The 16,329-nt window shown below is 58.0% G+C and carries 15 protein-coding genes and 1 CRISPR repeat array; of the genes, 4 read left to right on the top strand and 11 right to left on the bottom strand.

All coding sequences use genetic code 11. The features are described from left to right. Window positions 1-210: 210 nt before the first annotated feature. Window positions 211-735 (top strand): DUF3560 domain-containing protein, encoded by a 525-nt coding sequence (locus tag ACX3M4_RS26710; RefSeq protein WP_459355959.1) that lies wholly within the window; start codon window positions 211-213, stop codon window positions 733-735. 15 nt (window positions 736-750) lie between these two features. After that, on the top strand, window positions 751-1,548 hold the full coding sequence (locus ACX3M4_RS26705; protein WP_459355958.1) for a hypothetical protein: 798 nt from the start codon (window positions 751-753) through the stop codon (window positions 1,546-1,548). A 1,438-nt stretch (window positions 1,549-2,986) separates the two neighbouring features. Next, window positions 2,987-4,321: a CRISPR direct-repeat array (repeat unit 31 nt; unit sequence GTTTCAATCCACGCCCCCGCGAGGGGGCGAC). A gap of 193 nt (window positions 4,322-4,514) precedes the next feature. On the opposite strand, the gene cas2 is transcribed toward ACX3M4_RS26705, so the two are convergent. From cas2 to ACX3M4_RS26650, 11 genes are all read right to left on the bottom strand, one after another. Further along, on the bottom strand, window positions 4,515-4,805 hold the full coding sequence (gene cas2, locus ACX3M4_RS26700; RefSeq protein WP_459355957.1) for a CRISPR-associated endonuclease Cas2: 291 nt from the start codon (window positions 4,803-4,805) through the stop codon (window positions 4,515-4,517). 10 nt (window positions 4,806-4,815) lie between these two features. Further along, window positions 4,816-5,850, bottom strand: coding sequence for a type I-C CRISPR-associated endonuclease Cas1c (cas1c, locus tag ACX3M4_RS26695; RefSeq protein WP_459355956.1), 1,035 nt, complete (start codon window positions 5,848-5,850; stop codon window positions 4,816-4,818). Further along, window positions 5,847-6,503, bottom strand: a complete 657-nt coding sequence (cas4, locus tag ACX3M4_RS26690; protein WP_459355955.1) for a CRISPR-associated protein Cas4 — start codon at window positions 6,501-6,503, stop codon at window positions 5,847-5,849. Before cas4 ends, cas1c begins: the two co-directional genes overlap by 4 nt. Before the next feature lie 24 nt (window positions 6,504-6,527). After that, window positions 6,528-7,481: a type I-C CRISPR-associated protein Cas7/Csd2 gene (cas7c, locus tag ACX3M4_RS26685; protein ID WP_459355954.1), complete on the bottom strand. Its 954-nt coding sequence runs from the start codon at window positions 7,479-7,481 to the stop codon at window positions 6,528-6,530. Next, entirely contained in the window at window positions 7,478-9,247 is a 1,770-nt protein-coding gene (gene cas8c, locus ACX3M4_RS26680) for a type I-C CRISPR-associated protein Cas8c/Csd1 (protein ID WP_459355953.1), read from the bottom strand. Before cas8c ends, cas7c begins: the two co-directional genes overlap by 4 nt. Next, complete coding sequence (cas5c, locus tag ACX3M4_RS26675; RefSeq protein WP_459355952.1) at window positions 9,244-9,942, bottom strand: type I-C CRISPR-associated protein Cas5c; 699 nt, start codon at window positions 9,940-9,942, stop codon at window positions 9,244-9,246. The genes cas8c and cas5c overlap by 4 nt, the downstream gene beginning before the upstream one ends. Before the next feature lie 306 nt (window positions 9,943-10,248). Beyond that, the gene (gene cas3 / locus ACX3M4_RS26670) at window positions 10,249-12,516 is read right to left on the bottom strand and encodes a CRISPR-associated helicase Cas3' (RefSeq protein WP_459355951.1); all 2,268 of its coding nucleotides are present in this window, start codon (window positions 12,514-12,516) and stop codon (window positions 10,249-10,251) included. Between the two features lie 118 nt (window positions 12,517-12,634). After that, window positions 12,635-13,177: a GNAT family N-acetyltransferase gene (locus tag ACX3M4_RS26665; RefSeq protein ID WP_459355950.1), complete on the bottom strand. Its 543-nt coding sequence runs from the start codon at window positions 13,175-13,177 to the stop codon at window positions 12,635-12,637. Next, window positions 13,170-13,481: a type II toxin-antitoxin system TacA family antitoxin gene (locus ACX3M4_RS26660; RefSeq protein ID WP_459355949.1), complete on the bottom strand. Its 312-nt coding sequence runs from the start codon at window positions 13,479-13,481 to the stop codon at window positions 13,170-13,172. Before ACX3M4_RS26660 ends, ACX3M4_RS26665 begins: the two co-directional genes overlap by 8 nt. 117 nt (window positions 13,482-13,598) lie before the next feature. Further along, the gene (locus ACX3M4_RS26655; RefSeq protein WP_459355948.1) at window positions 13,599-14,081 is read right to left on the bottom strand and encodes a hypothetical protein; all 483 of its coding nucleotides are present in this window, start codon (window positions 14,079-14,081) and stop codon (window positions 13,599-13,601) included. Between the two features lie 7 nt (window positions 14,082-14,088). Continuing rightward, complete coding sequence (locus ACX3M4_RS26650) at window positions 14,089-14,484, bottom strand: helix-turn-helix domain-containing protein (RefSeq protein ID WP_459355947.1); 396 nt, start codon at window positions 14,482-14,484, stop codon at window positions 14,089-14,091. 103 nt (window positions 14,485-14,587) lie between these two features. On the opposite strand from ACX3M4_RS26650, the gene ACX3M4_RS26645 reads away from it, so the two are divergent. Together ACX3M4_RS26645 and ACX3M4_RS26640 are read left to right on the top strand one after the other, a co-directional pair. Then, on the top strand, window positions 14,588-14,800 hold the full coding sequence (locus ACX3M4_RS26645) for a MerR family transcriptional regulator (protein WP_459355946.1): 213 nt from the start codon (window positions 14,588-14,590) through the stop codon (window positions 14,798-14,800). A 236-nt stretch (window positions 14,801-15,036) separates the two neighbouring features. Next, entirely contained in the window at window positions 15,037-16,281 is a 1,245-nt protein-coding gene (locus ACX3M4_RS26640; RefSeq protein ID WP_459359507.1) for a tyrosine-type recombinase/integrase, read from the top strand. The last annotated feature ends 48 nt before the right edge of the window (window positions 16,282-16,329 follow it).

Genomic DNA, 16,329 nt, shown 5'->3' with positions numbered 1-16,329 from the left:
ACCCTTTGGAAAAGGGGCTCCGCCCCCGGCAGATCAAGGATGAACCGCTGCGCGGCCTATCGCTGGGTTTCCCCACGCTCCGCGGCTTCGCCTTGTGCGCGCGGGTGATGCCCCTCCTCGCTTCCGGTGCTTGACCTTCCGCCCCCGTTTCCGGCGACGCGGAAAATGAAACGAGCCAAACGGCCAAGTTCAAGGAAACGGAGCAACCTCATGAGCCAAGACAACTACACCGCAACCTATAGCCCGGAAGACAACAAGCTGCGTCTTTACGCAGATCGCAGATTGGATGCCGAGACATACGCACACGTCAAAGAGATGGGCTTCAAGTGGGCACCGAAACAGGAATTGTTTGTTGCTCCCAAATGGACCCCGGCACGCGAAGACTTCCTTATAGAACTGGCTGGTGACATCGAACCGGAGATGACCACGCTTGCGGAGCGGGCCGAGGCAAAGGCCGAACGCCTCGATGCCCTTGCTGACAAACGTGACCGTGAATCAAACGCCTTCATGCGGGCCGCCGACGATCTTTCCCAGGCATTCTACATGGGGCAACCAATTCTTGTCGGGCATCACTCCGAACGCAAGGCACGGAAAACCCAGGAACGCATGCACAATGCCATGGACAAGTCGGTCAAGGCTGCAAAATCGGTTCAGTACTGGCAATGGAAGGCTGCGGGCGTTGAACGTTTCGCCAACATGAAAAACAATCCTCGTGTCCGTGCCAACCGCATCTAAACCCTTCTGGCCGAATTGCGCGACCACCAGCGCGCGCTTAATCACGCCGCCCTTTGCGTGAAGGTTTGGGAGAAAGCCACAAGCGACGAAACAATCGCCAAGCTCTCCGGCATGCGTCTCAAAACTGGTGACCTCTGTTATTGGGACCATCAACGCGCCTTCCGTGATGGCTCCATAACTGCTCAGGAACTGCGGGAAACCTCGTTGCGCAATGCTCAAAAGATTCTGGACAGCGAGACTCGTCGCCGCTGGATAGATCATATTTTGAACCGGCTGGCATACGAACGTGATTTGCTGGGACCGGTTGAGCGATACGAAGGAGAAATAACGCTCGTCATTCTGCAGGGTTTTGCCCGCGAGCACGGCGCGCACAAACCGAATGCCGAGGTCAGTGAAACCGGCTTCAGGCTAACGAGCTCGGCACCCTTGCCGCTGCATATTGCCAATGCGGAATCGCTCGACCTTAACGCGGACGATTGGCGCAACCTGATGCAAGCAGTCGGTTATTTCGTTCCGAACAAGAAACCGGCACTTCCGCCTATCCTGAATTTCAAGGCCGGGGACCGGGAAATCATCGCAACGTCGGGGAATATCTACGGCCGGAAGGACGCCTTCCGCCAGATCGAACTCACCAAAGACCAATATTCCAAGGTCTGGCAGGACCTGCGAGGCACCCGTACCAGCGCGTGCGGTTTGTTCCGGTTCAAAATCTGTAAGGATCCGACCAGCACAGAAGCCTATTACATGCGCCCATGGGTGGCAGTGTTCCTTAAAGACTCAAAAGAACATCCGGCACCGGATGGCTTCAAGTAACTGTCCGATAGCGTTTGACATAAAGATTGCCGAGGAGGCCTTCCCCCTCGGCTTTGACCAAACTCAGGTATTCCAACAGGATTGCAATGAAAAGATCCGTCTATTCGCGTCCGAACAAACCCTTCCTAACCTCCGTACAGCGCCGGCCTAGCCGCGATATTCCCAAGGCTCTGGATATCAGGGAACCCCTTGTCAACGACAAAGCAAGCGAGTGCCATGTAACACCCAGTATCGTTGCCCACCGTATGGTTGAATACCTTGGACCGCCGGGAGATTTCAGTACCCTGGACCCGGCGCGGAATTCGAGGTAAGCGCGCAATGCGTGTTTCAATCCACTCCCCTGCGAGAGGGTGACAGGTGGCATCATGGATGCGGCCGGTGTTGAAGTCGTTTCAATCCACGTCCCCGCGAGGGGGCGACGTCATCTGGTTGGCGATGACACCGACGGTGTCCGTGTTTCAATCCACGCCTCTACGAGGGCGCGCGACCATCGGCGCACCCAAGAGTTATCCCAACAAACTGGTTTCAATCCACGCCCCCGCGAAGAAGCGACCCGCGAGCTGTTCGGCGCCCGTGTGGCAATAGTCGGTTTCAATCGACACCCCTGCGAAGGGGCGACGAGATATCGTCGTCAACGGCCTACCTCTAATGATGTTTCAATCCGCGCCCTCCCGAGGGGGCCACCGTGCACCGCCGTATCCCAGTCCCCCCGCCTGAAAGTTTCGATCCACGTCCTCGCGAGGGGGCGACGCTGTCTATCTTGATAGGCGTGCAGCAATTGACAATGTTTCAATCCACACCCCCGCGAGGCGGCGACAAGGGAATCTGGCGGCTATCGGTACCATGTCGATGTTTCAATCCACGCCTCGCGAGGGGGCGACCCAGTTGCTTGGCCAGGGCCACGCAGTCCTGCAAGTTTCAATCCACGCCCCCGCGAAGGGGCGACCTTTGCGCCGCCTGTTCCGCTGTGCCGGGACGCCGGTTTCAATCCACGCCCCCGCGAGGGGGCGACCGACGGCCGCCCAGGTGGAGAGGATCGTGCCGAGGTTTCAATCCACGCCCTCGCGAGGGGGCGACGCCGCCTACAATCTGAAGTTCATGGTCTACGTCACGTTTCAATCCACGCCCCTGCGAGAGGATGACAGGTGGCATCATGGATGCGGCCGGTGTTGAAGTCGTTTCAATACACGTCCCCGCGAGGGGGCGACCACCGCCGACCGCGACACGCGGCCATAGACCACTGTTTCAATCCACGCCTCCGGGAGGGGCGACTATCTCCTTACTAGGTTATCCACGACACCACCAAGAGTTTCAATCCGCGCCCCTGAGAGGGAGCGACAAGCGCTGGTCAGCACCCCTTTTCCTCGACATGCTGTTTCAATCCACGCCCCGCGAGGGGGTGACCCGCACCGGCCGGCAGGCTGGCAGCGGCACAATGGTTTCATTCCACGCCCCCGCGAGGGGGCGACCTTTAGAGGCGAGCGGCCTGGACGTGCATCCAGTCGTTTCAATCCACGCCCCCGCGGGGGGCGACCCTGCGCCGCCTTGGGGGGGCAATCCTGCGTCCTTGTTTCAATCCACGCCCCCGCGAGGGGGCGACCCGAAGGTGATGCCGCCGCCAACCCGGTTCGGCCCGTTTCAATCCACGCCCCCGCGAGGGGGCGACCATCGGTGGTTGAGACGACCGCCAGTTCCTGCTTGGTGTTTCAATCCACGCCCTCGCGAGGGGGCGACCGGAGTGTCCAGAGCCGATATCCCTGATGTCAAGTTTCAATCCACGCCCCCGCGAGGGGGCGACGAGCGGGGCGGATTGTTGCTGAGACTTGTTCTCTTGTTTCAATCCACGCCCCCGCGAGGGGGCGACCTGGGCGGTCGAGACCCAGAACCCGACACTTACCGTTTCAATCCACGCCCCCGCGAGGGGGCGACTTGTACGGCGCGCCGACTGGCGTATGCAGGCCCAGGTTTCAATCCACGCCCCCGCGAGGGGGCGACGCCGACCCGCCTCCCCTCAAGAGGGTGAGTGGATTGTTTCAATCCACGCCCCCGCGAGGGGGCGACCTGCCCGTTTCTTCAGTGCTCCAATCGGTCACGGTTTCAATCCACGCCCCCGCGAGGGGGCGACGTTGCGCGGCGTCGGCCTCTGCCTGCGCCAGTTCGTTTCAATCCACGCCCCCGCGAGGGGGCGACCTTCCCCAAGCAGGGGAGGTACCGGCGGTGGAAATGTTTCAATCCACGCCCCCGCGAGGGGGCGACCAGCTCCCGCCGGCAGGCTGGCAGCCGCACAATGGTTTCAATCCACGCCCCCGCGAGGGGGCGACCAGCTCCCGCCGGCAGGCTGGCAGCCGCACAATGGTTTCAATCCACGCCCCCGCGAGGGGGCGACCAGCTCCCGCCGGCAGGCTGGCAGCCGCACAATGGTTTCAATCCACGCCCCCGCGAGGGGGCGACGCGTCGGCGTCGAGCATTGCGGCTTCTAGATCATGTTTCAATCCACGCCCCCGCGAGGGGGCGACCAGCGTTATAGGCGAGACCGACGACGTCGTTCATGTTTCAATCCACGCCCCCGCGAGGGGGCGACGCGCTGCAAACGTGCGTCCGGTGAAACCACACCGTTTCAATCCACGCCCCCGCGAGGGGGCGACTCGGCGTCAGCAGCTCCGTAGCGCTGCAAATCGGTTTCAATCCACGCCCCCGCGAGGGGGCGACCGCCGGGTATGGGCTCAACGTGTCATGTTCGGGGTTTCAATCCACGCCCCCGCGAGGGGGCGACAGGGTAGACACTATCCAGTTGCAGGAGTTGAGAAAAGACCGGCGGCAGCGCGAACCTGATGCAAGGATATCGCGTTCCTGACCTCACCGAGTCAAAGTCGAGAAAGAGATGTTAAATTTCAATGATCATGCCGTAGCGCGAACATGCCTGGGTTTTCCGGCACGATTGGCGTTCGCGCTGGAATCGCGGCAGCTCAGATAATCAAGGTACCGCCAAGGTCCGTCGCGGGCTTGGCCCCCACATGCTCCACCTTGCGCGCCCAGTTCGAGCCGAGATGATAATAGCGTAGACTATCGTGATCCGGATCAATCACGCGCTCCAGCCGCGCCTTCAGTTTCACCCATTGTGCCGGCTCTACCTCAATCTCGAAGACGGAATATTGCACGCGCTGTCCATAGTCGCGGCAAGCCTTGGCAACTGCTCGCAAACGTCGTGCTCCGTCACCCTCGGAGGTGCATACATCGTACGTCACGAGCACCAACATGCCTCTACTCCTATTTCCAGAACCAGGGCGGATAAGCGTCCATGTCACCGCGCAGATACCCGGCCAGCATCTGCGCCTGCAGGAAGGGTACGAGCCCAAGCGGTGCCTTTTCGCCCAAAAACGCGTGTTGTCTTTCTTCCCTTTTTCGCTCCTGCCAAGCTGTCAGAACCGTCTGGCGCGCCGCGTCCGACAGGAACACCGCCCCTCCATCCCGCGTCTCGAAGTCTGACGCCCTGATTTGACGCCTGTTCACCAGGGCCAGAGCCAACCGATCTGCCAGCACAGGCCTGAGTTCCTCCATCAGATCAAGAGCGAGGCTGGGGCGTCCCGGCCGGTCCCGGTGCAAAAAGCCGACCGCGGGATCAAGCCCCACGCCCTCACAGGCGGAGCGGCAATCGTGAGTCAACAAAGTATAAAGAAAGGACAGTAACGCATTCATCGGGTCCAGCGGCGGTCGGCGGCTGCGCCCCCGCCAGCAAATCTCCACATCCGGCGAACGGATCAGATGATCGAAAACGGAGAAATAGAGATTGGCCGCCTCACCTTCCGCCCCTCTCATCTGGTCGAGTGTTTCATCCCGGGCTTCAACTCGCTGGACAATGACGGCCATGCGCTTCGCCGCATGCTCCACATCTGCCAAAACCGGGTCAGCGAATTCCGCCCTGTAGTCGCGGATCGCACGCATTAGAACGGATCTCTGGTTGGCGATCTTGCCGGTGACGATCGAACGGACAATTTCCTCCGGCCGGTCCGATGCCTTGTATTGTGCCCGACGCAAAAGCACATTCCCGGATACCGGCCCTTCTACCCTGGCAAGAAACCGGCCGTTGCGTTCCAGTAAGACAAGCGTGATTCCGCCACCGGCACAGGCTCCAATTAAGGCTGGCGAGACATAAACAGCTCCAAAAACGACAACGGAGGCCAGCATGTGAAAGGGCACCCGTGCCCGCTCCGCCCCGTCCACTTCCGCAACCAGGTTTTCGCCGTCCTTGCGCAGGGCCGCACCCTCCGTCGTTATGTAGACGGTGTTTAGCAGCTTCTTCATGTCGCATCCTCCTTCAGGAGGCCATTCAGCACGCGTCGTCGCCAGGCTCTCACGGGCCGGGCAACCGTTTCCGGCCGACAGAGCTCCTTGAGCGAACAGGCACGGCAACGGGAGGTGTGCAACGTCGGCCCTGGCGTCTGACGGGACCGGAAGACAACGGCGAGCGCCGCCGCCGTTTCCTCTGTCAGTCTCCTGAGATCGGCGTCGAAGGGCACCCTCATCCGACGACGGGTTTCAGCATAAAACAGAGCACCTTCGGGCACTTGCGTACCGGTCATTTCCTCGAGACACAGGCCTTGTGCGCAAAGCTGCACCTCGTCCGCCCGGTGCAGCTTCGGCTTGCCGCGCTTGTATTCTACCGGGTAGGGCGTTTTGTCATCCGGCTCGCCCGGAAACTCGACCATGTCCGCGACCCCTGCAAGGTTGAGCCGTTTCGAGGCGAGCGGCAGGGCCATGACCCGGCGCACACACCGTGCCTTTCGGCCGCCTCCCTTGTCGGCCACGGCATGGAGCACATCGCCCTCGGCGGTGAAACGGTTGTCCGCCCAAAGTCGTTCCAGGTGGATCAGCGCCGCTTGGCGCAGGCAGTAGACGGCATGCTGAAGCGCGGAGAGGGGAATGGGCTCCCCTCTTTCCTCCTGCAGATCGCTCACCTCCTGGCTACCGGGGGCCACGGCTCAGAGTTTCTCGATGATCTCGACCCCTTCGGGACAGTTGGCCCGGTCGATTTCAACGATATAGTCGGAGAACTTGCGCGCCGGCGGCTCGTTGCCGATCCGCTTGTCGTCAATGGAACGGAATTCCCCCTCAATATTGCGCCCGATCCGCACCAGGTCGAACAGCTTGTGAGCAGGCGCGTTGCCCAGGGCATTGGTGTGCTTGAAGACGACAAGCTTTCTGGTGGCCATTTCCCCGCGTGCCGCTGCCCGGTCGTGCTCGAACATATTTACAAGCGCCTGCCAGAAAAGCTCCAGATCCGCTTCGGAGAATCCTGTGCGCTCGGCAAATTTGGCAGAGATGAAACCATGAGCGACGTAGAGACCATAGGGAACGATATGCTTGCGTCCCATGGTCCGGTTGTCCGTTCGCTCGTTGCTGTCGTCGCCTTCCGCCTTTTGCTTCTTTTCCGCTTCGTTTGTCGCGGCCATACGGGTAATGGAGATTTCCAGCGGCAGGATCGGTTCGACGGAGCTGGCAAAGGTCATCTGCACCGGCCCTTTGACCTGACCGCAATTAATGCCGGTCGACATAACGGCACCGAAAGTGCGCACGTCGAAAAAATTCATGCACATGAAGTCGCGCAGCTTAACGGCTTCCTCGTCGTCCTTCGGGTTCAGCTTGGCCGCCTTGTCCAGCTTGCTGTCCTCCGGGTGCAGCGCCTTGTAGGCCAGGCGATGCTTTTCATTTAGGATCGCACCTTCCTCCACATAGATGTGAAAGCCGTCCTTACCTTCATTGGCGAGTTCTACGAAGTTGCGGATCTTGCGTTTCAGGCTCACATCGGTGACCAGCCCCTTGTTGGTTTCCGGATCGAGACGCGGCAGATTTCCCGCGTCCGGGTCCCCGTTGGGGTTTCCGTTGGTCACCTCGAAGATAAGGGCAAAATCATAACGGTTGGAAATTGCGGTCATTGGCTGGCCTCCCCGGTATCCGTCCTGTCATTGGATTTCTTGAAGAATTCGCTGCGTTGATGAAAGTAGCCAAGCCCAAAAAGGGCCTGTTCCTCAGCAGAAAGTGAAGCTGGAAACGGATCGCTGTCCGGTCGCATCTTGTCCAGAATGGAGGCAATTAGCTTTTCCAGATTCACTCGGCGACCCGCAGACTGCTTGCCGACTTTGGACAGATGGTTCACCGATCCACTTTGCAGCAAAGAGAACACCTTGCGAGGCTGAGCGGAGGCAGCTCCGTAGAACTTGTCCTTGATGGTCGCATTCACCTTGGTCCCCAAGGCTGCTATCTGCGCGTTTTCATATACAGCGAACAGACGGCCCAGGAGATAGCCTCTATTGTCAAAGTCCGGGTCCAGTGCCACGGGAGCCTCCCAATTGAAATTTCGGACAAGGATTGCTTTGAGGATGCCGGCGCGTAGCGCATTGATCTCGCCGTCGGCGCGGATACGCGTCAGCACGGCGGACATCAGCGACATTGGGTAGCGTGTTCCGGAGAGGATCGAGCGCATCCATTCGCCGGCCAGGTTGGGTGGAACGTTCTCGGTCTTCCCCAGAACGGCGGTCTCGCGCAGATAGCGCCAAAGCGGCGGGTAGCCGCCACGCGGCGGTGGATCGATGCACATGTCGGAGATGAATTGCTGATAGTGGCGGGTCAGTTCGCCGAAACTGTCCTCGAAATAAAACCGCACCGACAACCGGGCCGCATTGGGCGCAAGGCCAAGGACGAAGAACCGGATCTCCTCATCCAGTCCGGCTCCCAGATCGCGCAAGTGTTCGCCCTCGCGAATCCGCTTCAGCAAAATGCCAATTTCTTTGACGGAGTCCGCCTCTTCCGCTGCCGGATCGATGTCGAAATATCCGGCGAACACCTGCTCGGCCCAACTCTCTGCCTTTTGCCCTGCCCCGTCCAGGTTCGAGGCATCCGCCCAGAAGACGGTGGAAGCATCGCCGATCTGAAGACGGTGGCCACTGTCTTTTTCCAAAAAGCGGTTGAGCGACGTTGTGTATTTGAAAGCCGCGTCCTCCGAGACCGGGGCATTGTCGCCCTGCTCGTGGCCATAGGAGGTGAAGGCTTCGAGGTTGAAGGAAACGAGGGCCGCCCCCGACGACTGGGCGCCCCAAACGCCCTTGATCGACGGATGCAGGCGTGCCACTGGACCGGGCGTTCCCAAAACGAGGCAGACCTGCCCCGCCTCTTGTTCCCCTGCACCTGCTGCGCTCCAGAGAGACTTGGCCGCAGGCCGGTCGTGCAGATAAACGTTCCTCAGCCGCTCGCTTTCAAGGGCGAAGATCACGTTCTGATCCTTCATGTCCTCCGGCCACCGGAGCTCGGCAAATCGGTCCGGTGTCCAGTCCGTCAGGAACCGGAGCAATGCCTTTAGGCCGGGGTCTTCTGTCCCCGTCAACAGCGTCTGATGATGCTCGACGAAAGCCGCGTGCTCCGCCGCCGTGCGCTTCCCCTCTCCCGCCGTCACGCCGAGAACATAGGAAGTCTTGTCCCAAAAGGTATTGGGCGCGATACCGGCTGTGCGCTTGACCGGCTGCGGCACTTGCATCGGCCTCTGCTGAGGCCTCTTCGCCGTAGTTTCGCGCAGGTCGGTCACATGAACCACCGAGCCTTCTTCATTCAGGGAGATGCAAAAGCCGATCTTCTCGGAGGAATACCCGAAGGGCGGGGCGTCGGACAGCCGGTCGTACGCCCTGGCAAGGGACGACAGAACGCTCATCGCAGCACCTGTGGGGAACCAGGAGACGGCACCCGGACTGCACCGTCCTCAAGCCGCGCTCTGAAGAACATGGCCGGACGCCCCGGCGCTTGGTGGTCGATATCCCAGAGCATGAATCCCAGATCGCGGGGCGATCCGAAGCCGAGATCCGGCGTCTTATGATCTTCCTCGTGCTCCGGCAAAAGCGCACCAGGCGGGATCAGCTCGAAATGCGCCACGAACTCCCGCGTACCCAGGCAGGGCTGGTGAAAGCACTGTCCCTGTTCTGCCCGGCGGTTGAAGATGTCGAGATGCTTGCCCTCGTTGTCGTCGGGGCCTGCCTTGTCCGTCAATTCGAAATGGGCCTCGATCACATAAACCGGCTTGACCAGAACCGTGGAGGCCCGCTGTTGCCGGTCTTCGTCCACCAGCACCTGCAGCCCGGCCAGATCGCCGCGCTTCATGGCGCTCTTAACCTTGCCCGCCGGCGCCTTGTGACCGACCTCGTTGCGACGGATGGACTGAAACTTGATCGGCTTCAGCACATGGATGGCATCTATCACCCAGCGGATTGCAGGCTTCCAATGGATCGCCTCCAGAATGCCGCGTGCCGCTGAAGGCGTCATGACATCGTAGGAGACCCGCTCCACCTTCATTTCCGGCCGGGTGAAACAGCCGTGGTCACCCCAGACCTTCAGGCGAATTCCGTATGACATGGTCGCTTTCCTCAAACTCTACTTCTTTGTTAGCGAAGCGTATTTTTTGTTCCATGCTGACACATACTAGTTTGCCTCTTATCCTCCGATTTGTCCACCAAGGAGTCGGCTCAATGAAAAGACGACAATATTCACTTCGAGTTCGAATTGGCCCTTCAAGGATTGAGGTTGAATTGGACCTTGAACCTATATAGTTGCTCACCTGTCGCCTCACCTGGAGGTGTGGATTGAAACTTTGTCAGTGACGCGGAATTGTATGTTCCGCAAAGGCGGTGAATTTGCTCAACCAAGCTCACCGCCTTTTTCTCAGATCATCATTTCCTCTATCGACAGATAGTCCGCATCTTCCCACATCAGCCCGACCTCCTCGTGATAAAGGCTTTTGTCTTTCAGCACGCAGAACTGATCCCCGCGCAGGTCCGGTGCCTTGAACTCCGCCTTGCCGTTTTCCACCAGAAGCGCCCGCGCCCTGGGCGGCACCTGCACCACATAGGGCTGCAAGGCCCGCGCGATCGCACCGGATGACAACTTTGCGACACCGAGCTGCCGGATCACCTCCCCCGCCTTTTCGTCCAGCCCCACGATCACCGGCACCATGCCGCTTTCGATCATGCGGAATTTCTCGGCCGCCGCCCGGAAGGCAAAATCCGTTCCCTTGCGGCTGACGGAGAAGTCCTTCAGGATTTCCTTGAGATCCAGCCCCTTGTCCCCCAAGCGCCAGTAGACCTCGGCGAAATAGGCTTCGATGGCGGCAGGCGACTGAAGGTCCTCCGCATGGTCCTTGAAAATCCGGCCCATGTCGCCTGTCAGGCTCCTGATTTCCAGCGGGGCCGGATAGTCCGGAGCCGAGAACACCGTCACGATGCTCTCCGCTGAGGACCGCACGCCCTCGCGGTTACAGCGCCCGGCCGCCTGGACGATCTGGTCCAGCCCGGCCTCCGCCCGCCAGACCTTCGGAAAATCGACATCCACTCCGGCCTCGATCAGGCTGGTCGCAATCACCCGGCACGGCTCCTCGCCCTTCAGCCTCTCCCGCACGTCGTCAAGGATCTCCCGCCGATGCGCCGCGCATTGCCGGGTGGTCAGATGGATCAAACCGTCAAGCCCAGCCTGCCCCGCTTCCTGAAAGAGATCCAGCGCGTGCTTGCGGCTGTTGACGATGACGAGCGTCTTGTCCTCTCCAGCCAGCGCTTCGATGAGATCCACGTTGGTCCTGTCCCCGGCCATGCAGATCGTGGTGCGGCGCAGTTCTTGTGCCAGTTGATGAGGGTCGGGCGCCAGTTCGCGTCCTTCCAACGGCAAACCGCCCGCCAGCCGCTCCTTGCCAAGTGCCGGCTGGGTTGCCGTGCATAGCACGATTGTGCAGCCATAGGCCCTCGCCAGTTCGTCCAGCATGCGCATGGCCGGCCTGAGCAGCGACCGGGGAATCGTCTGCGCTTCATCCAGGATAATGACGCTTCCAGCGATGTTGTGCAGCTTTCGGGCTCTGGACGTTTTGGCGGCAAACAGGCTTTCGAAGAACTGAACATTGGTGGTCACGACCACCGGAGCAGCCCAGTCCTCCATCGCCAGCTTCAGCTTTTCGGCCTGCTGCCGGTCCTGCCCCTGCCCCGCCTGCCATTTTTCCTCGTCGATGGCCGAATGATGCTCCATCACATGGGGCTCCCCGAGAACATTGCGGAAGATCGCCGCTGTCTGGTCGATGATGGAGGTGAAGGGGATCGCGTATATGATCCGTCGGTGGCCGTGAAGCCGGGCATGGTCCAGAGCGAAACCGAGGGAAGCAAGCGTCTTGCCGCCGCCGGTGGGCACAGTCAACGTGAACAGGCCCGGCACCTGCAAGGCCTTCTCCCGGACATGGTCGAGAATGTCGGTCCGCAGCCGGTTGATGGGCTTTGTCAGGTCCCGCTTATCCGCCATAAAGGCGTCGTATCGTGCGAGCAGCCCCGGCAGCAGATCCTGCAGCTTGGGCCAGGCCCGGTCCCGCTCCCGGCATTCCAGTTTGTCATAGTATGCTTCCGTATCTTTGAAATCGGCATCCACGAGACAGGAAAAGACCATGCGCGTCAGGACCGAAAGGGAAAAGTCCGCCTCCCCTTTGGGGAAGGTCTTCAGGAGCTCCGGCGCCAAATCAGCCATAACCGCCTGAGACAGCTCGCCCAGTTCCTCCCTCCAGACCGGATCAAGAACGGGCAGATCCAGTTCAAGCCGCCGGTCGAGACAAGCCGCCGTCTCGTTCTTGCGGTCCGGCAGGCCGGCATGGTGCCCCGCAATGCAATAAGCTATCAGCTCCAGCAGCATCATTGCGACGGGAGACGTCCCGGCCTCGCCGGCCATCACCTCCACCGCCCCCGCGGTCGAGTGATCCACCCGAATGTCGGATCCGGCCAAACGGCGCTGGAAGCGAATCGAATACTTGCCAAGGTCGTGATAGAGGCCAGCCAAATAGGCAATCCGCTCCAACCCAAGCGGCTTTCCGAATTCACTGGCTAACGCCGCGGTCGCCCGGAGGTGATCCTGCAAGGTCTGCCAATCGCTTCGATCTTCTGCGAAACCTGAATGGGCGTAAAACATAAATAACTAAAAGTTCCAGTTTCTCCTCTCACAGCTTATACGAGCTAAATTCAATTTAAAATCTTCTAAAAAATACTGCGATGCATCGAAAGATAACGAATGCCTCAAGGTGAAATTTCTAATAGTTCGATAATGCTCTCACATCCTGGATTGGCAGGAACAATCGAAGTGGAGCGTCCTTTAAAGGCGTGAAGCCGTATCCGGAATATAACGCAAGACGCCGATTGGTTTTTCCCTCGTCTCCACAATCCAGAACATCCATCAGCACGACAGCAATGCCAAGTGCCTCGGAAGCACGCGCTAGTTTTTTCAAGGCCTCAACGAGCAAAATGCCGCCAAGTCCCTGCCCCTGGAACCTCTGATCTACTCCGATCATGGAGATATAGGCGGCTGGGATTGAACCGTGGCTCGGCCGCGTTCGAGCGTACTTTTTAGGCAGGTTGTCATAAGCAACCGAGTGGGCATTTACCGCATAGAAGCCCAGCAACTCCCCATCTGCAGCAAGTAGAACGGACACGCGGACGTTACCTGCGTTTTGAAGCTTGTTCGCGGTCTTCTTGAAGTAGTTATCGACCTGGTCGACACCGCATGAAAAAGCCGTTCGATCGTGACTATCCGGATCGAACGGCTCGAATTTGAGAGGCCGCAATATGTCAGTCACTGTCGATAACCATCTCCTTGTGGAGTTTTGCGGCCGCCAACAGTCTGTCCGCCGGCGCAGCCGGGCGCTCTAGCGCGTCAAAGAAAGCCACATGATCGACGGGCGCAAGCAACGTCCTTTCATGTGCGGCAATAACATCCTGCGCGCGCAGAAATGCCGCGTTGGTCGTGAAGGTGCTGAGATCCATACCGGAAAGCTCGGCTGCCTTTTCAATGGCTGCCTTTATCGAGGCTTTCGTGCGGATATTCAGCCTAGCATCGCTCTTCTCCGGTAGAGAAGATGCGAGATCGGTTGCTCCCAACATTGTCGCCTCCTTTGCATGCATTAAATTAGGAATTGCGCAAGTTTGTACGTCGAATAGACGCACAAGTCAAGTTCGCAATATAGACATATCTAGGCGCGGGCTCAACACGTTGCAACGTTAGTTCGCCGAACCATCTGCAGCATCCAAGGGAGAATTGGCTCGAAAGTTTAGGTCTGAGGGGTCGACAAACTTCCAGGCTCTCTCTCCGGATTTTCTCGATTTCCTGAAGGAAACAGCTCTCCAAGTTCCGAGTAGCCTTTCGAGACCATCAATCAGCACCAACTGGCAAAATGCATAAATCGACATGACACCAAGACCGATCCAACAAACCAATGTCGGCGCTATAACCCCCTGAAACAAAAGAAATGCTGCGAAAAGTGGCAGGACAAGAACACAGAGAGATATGGCTTTGCTTCTGACAACATTCCTTTTCCAGAATTGAAGAATCTCCTCTTCGCTCAGTATCCTTCGCTTTTTCCGGTAGAAAGTGAGCCCACCAAACAAACCTTCGTTGTTATTGTTTTCGGAGATTTCAGAGAACTTCTGGTTCAGTTTTGTTAGAAGCGCTTCAGAGATCACTTCTGCTTTTTCGTTTTTCATTTAGATCTCACAAGACCGTATTAAATATTCGTTTGAGTTCTTTATCGCCGAAATCTCTTCCTGAAATTACCTCTTCATATACAAATCGAATTAATTTGGCCTTTGTCTCAAGTGGCGGATCTAAATCATTCATCCTTGCAAATTTTTCCACAGCAAGAACGGCCGCTTCGACCAGTTCCCCGTTCATGTCACTTTTAATCTGTCCTTCGCCCAGCAGGAGCCACGCCGGCGACACATCATATTCCTCGCAAATCCTGGAGACCAAACTGACCGGGACTGGTGAAGCCCCACGCTCGTAGTTCTTGTAAGAGCTTTGGGAAACACCGAGTTTTTCCGCAAACGGGATCTGCGAATATCCGGCAGTTTCACGAACAACCGCTAATCGTTTGCCAATTTCAGACACTTCTGGGTTGACCTCGGTACATAATTTTGTACTAAGTAGGAGAAATTAGCTTCCTACTATGCAAAAGCTAAGTTTTTCATACCAGTGGAGAAAAATCGATACAATGGCTCTGGGACTGGAATCGATTAAAGAACTGGCTGACCGGACCGGTTGGCCGATAAGCCGCATTCGCAAGCTCATCGAAAATCGCGAACTACGGCACGTCAGAATTGGTGGCGGAATTTTCATTCCAAATGGCGCGATAGAGGAACTCATCAAGAACAACACAATTGCGCCGATTGTCGAAACGACCTCTCTATCTCCTGCACGCCCCTAAAGCGCTACCCATGACTGTAATGCCCCATTCGCAGAAACACTCCCGGTCGGCAAAATTGGCTGTCAGCCGATCTACTGCCGCCGACATGCTCGACATTTCACCGACTACCTTCGACACGTGGGTCGGTCGCGGCTGGATGCCCAGAGGGTATAAGATTGGCGGACTGCGACGGTGGTTTGTAGATGACCTCCGATCTAGTCTCCACGATCTGACCGAGACAAGCTCAATCGTTGAAGATGAAGACACCGAAAACCCGTTCGACTATGCCGTCGGCTAGCCGGAAGAAGATCCCGTTCAAATATTGTTCGGCAGATGCGGATCGGCACGGCAACGTCCGGATCTATCTGCGTCGACCAGGCCTGCCCAAATACCGGATGCAGGCCTCCTATCTGGACGAGAATGGCAATATCACCGAAGCATTTGCCGCAGAATATCATCGCGTCATGGCTGGAAACGCCAAACAGTCTACGTATGCGGAACATCGGGCTTGGAAGCCCGGATCAATTGGCTGGCTTTTTGATCAGTATCAGCGATCCAAGACCTTTCAACAGCAAGATCAGGCAACCCAACGGGATAAACACAGCGTCTTGGGGCGCTATTGCGCGGCTGTCGGCCATCATCCATTCCAAAAGCTACGAAAGTCCGATGTAGAAGCCAGCCAAATGAAGCGACGCGAAACACCGGCGGCGGCGGACAAGCTGGTGAAATATCTGAAAGCCCTCTTCAATTGGGCGCTGAATGATCTTGATCTTATGGCCCGTTTTCCGTTGCCGCGAAATCCAGCCGAAGGGGTCTCAAAGATCAGCCGCTCAGACGGATTTCATACTTGGTCCGCGAGCGAAATCGCCACGTTCCGGGAACACTATCCTCTCGGCACCACTGCCCGCTTGGCGTTCGAATTGCTGTATAACCTAGGCATTCGCAGATCGGATTTGGTTCAGCTTGGTCCCGGCAACCTCGATGGTGACACCATCAAGCTGGTTCCGCAGAAAGGAAGCAAGAACGAATTGCTCGTTCTGCCGATCGCAAAAGCGCTAGCAGAAGCACTCAGACACGATCCTCAGGATCAGGAAACGTTCCTGATGACAGAGTATGGCAAGCCATTCAGCTCGAACGGTTTTGGCAACAAGATGCGTGACTGGTGCGATACCGCTGGATTGAAACAGTGCTCATCCCATGGCCTCAGAAAGTCCGCAGCAACCGTGCTCGCGGAAGCTGGTGCCACAGAATACCAGCTCATGGCTGTGTTCGGCTGGAGCGACTCTAAAACCGCCCGTATCTACACCAAGAAGGCCGAGCAGCAACGTCTCGCTAGGTCGGCGTTTGCACATCTCGAAAACACATCGGAACCAATAAATGTCCCACTTTCTTCCACCGTCAAATCCAGTGGGACAAAAAGAGGAAAAAATGCAGGAAAACCAACACCCCGAAAAGGAAGTGGTGGGCCCGGAGGGCCTAGCCAAACTGAAGAAAATCAGTAGCCTAGCGGAAGGTGGGACAAAACACCTGCCTGAAGGATTCCAATGGCT

Source organism: Roseibium sp. M-1 (assembly GCF_054515675.1).
This window is presented reverse-complemented; position numbering and strand designations above follow the sequence as displayed.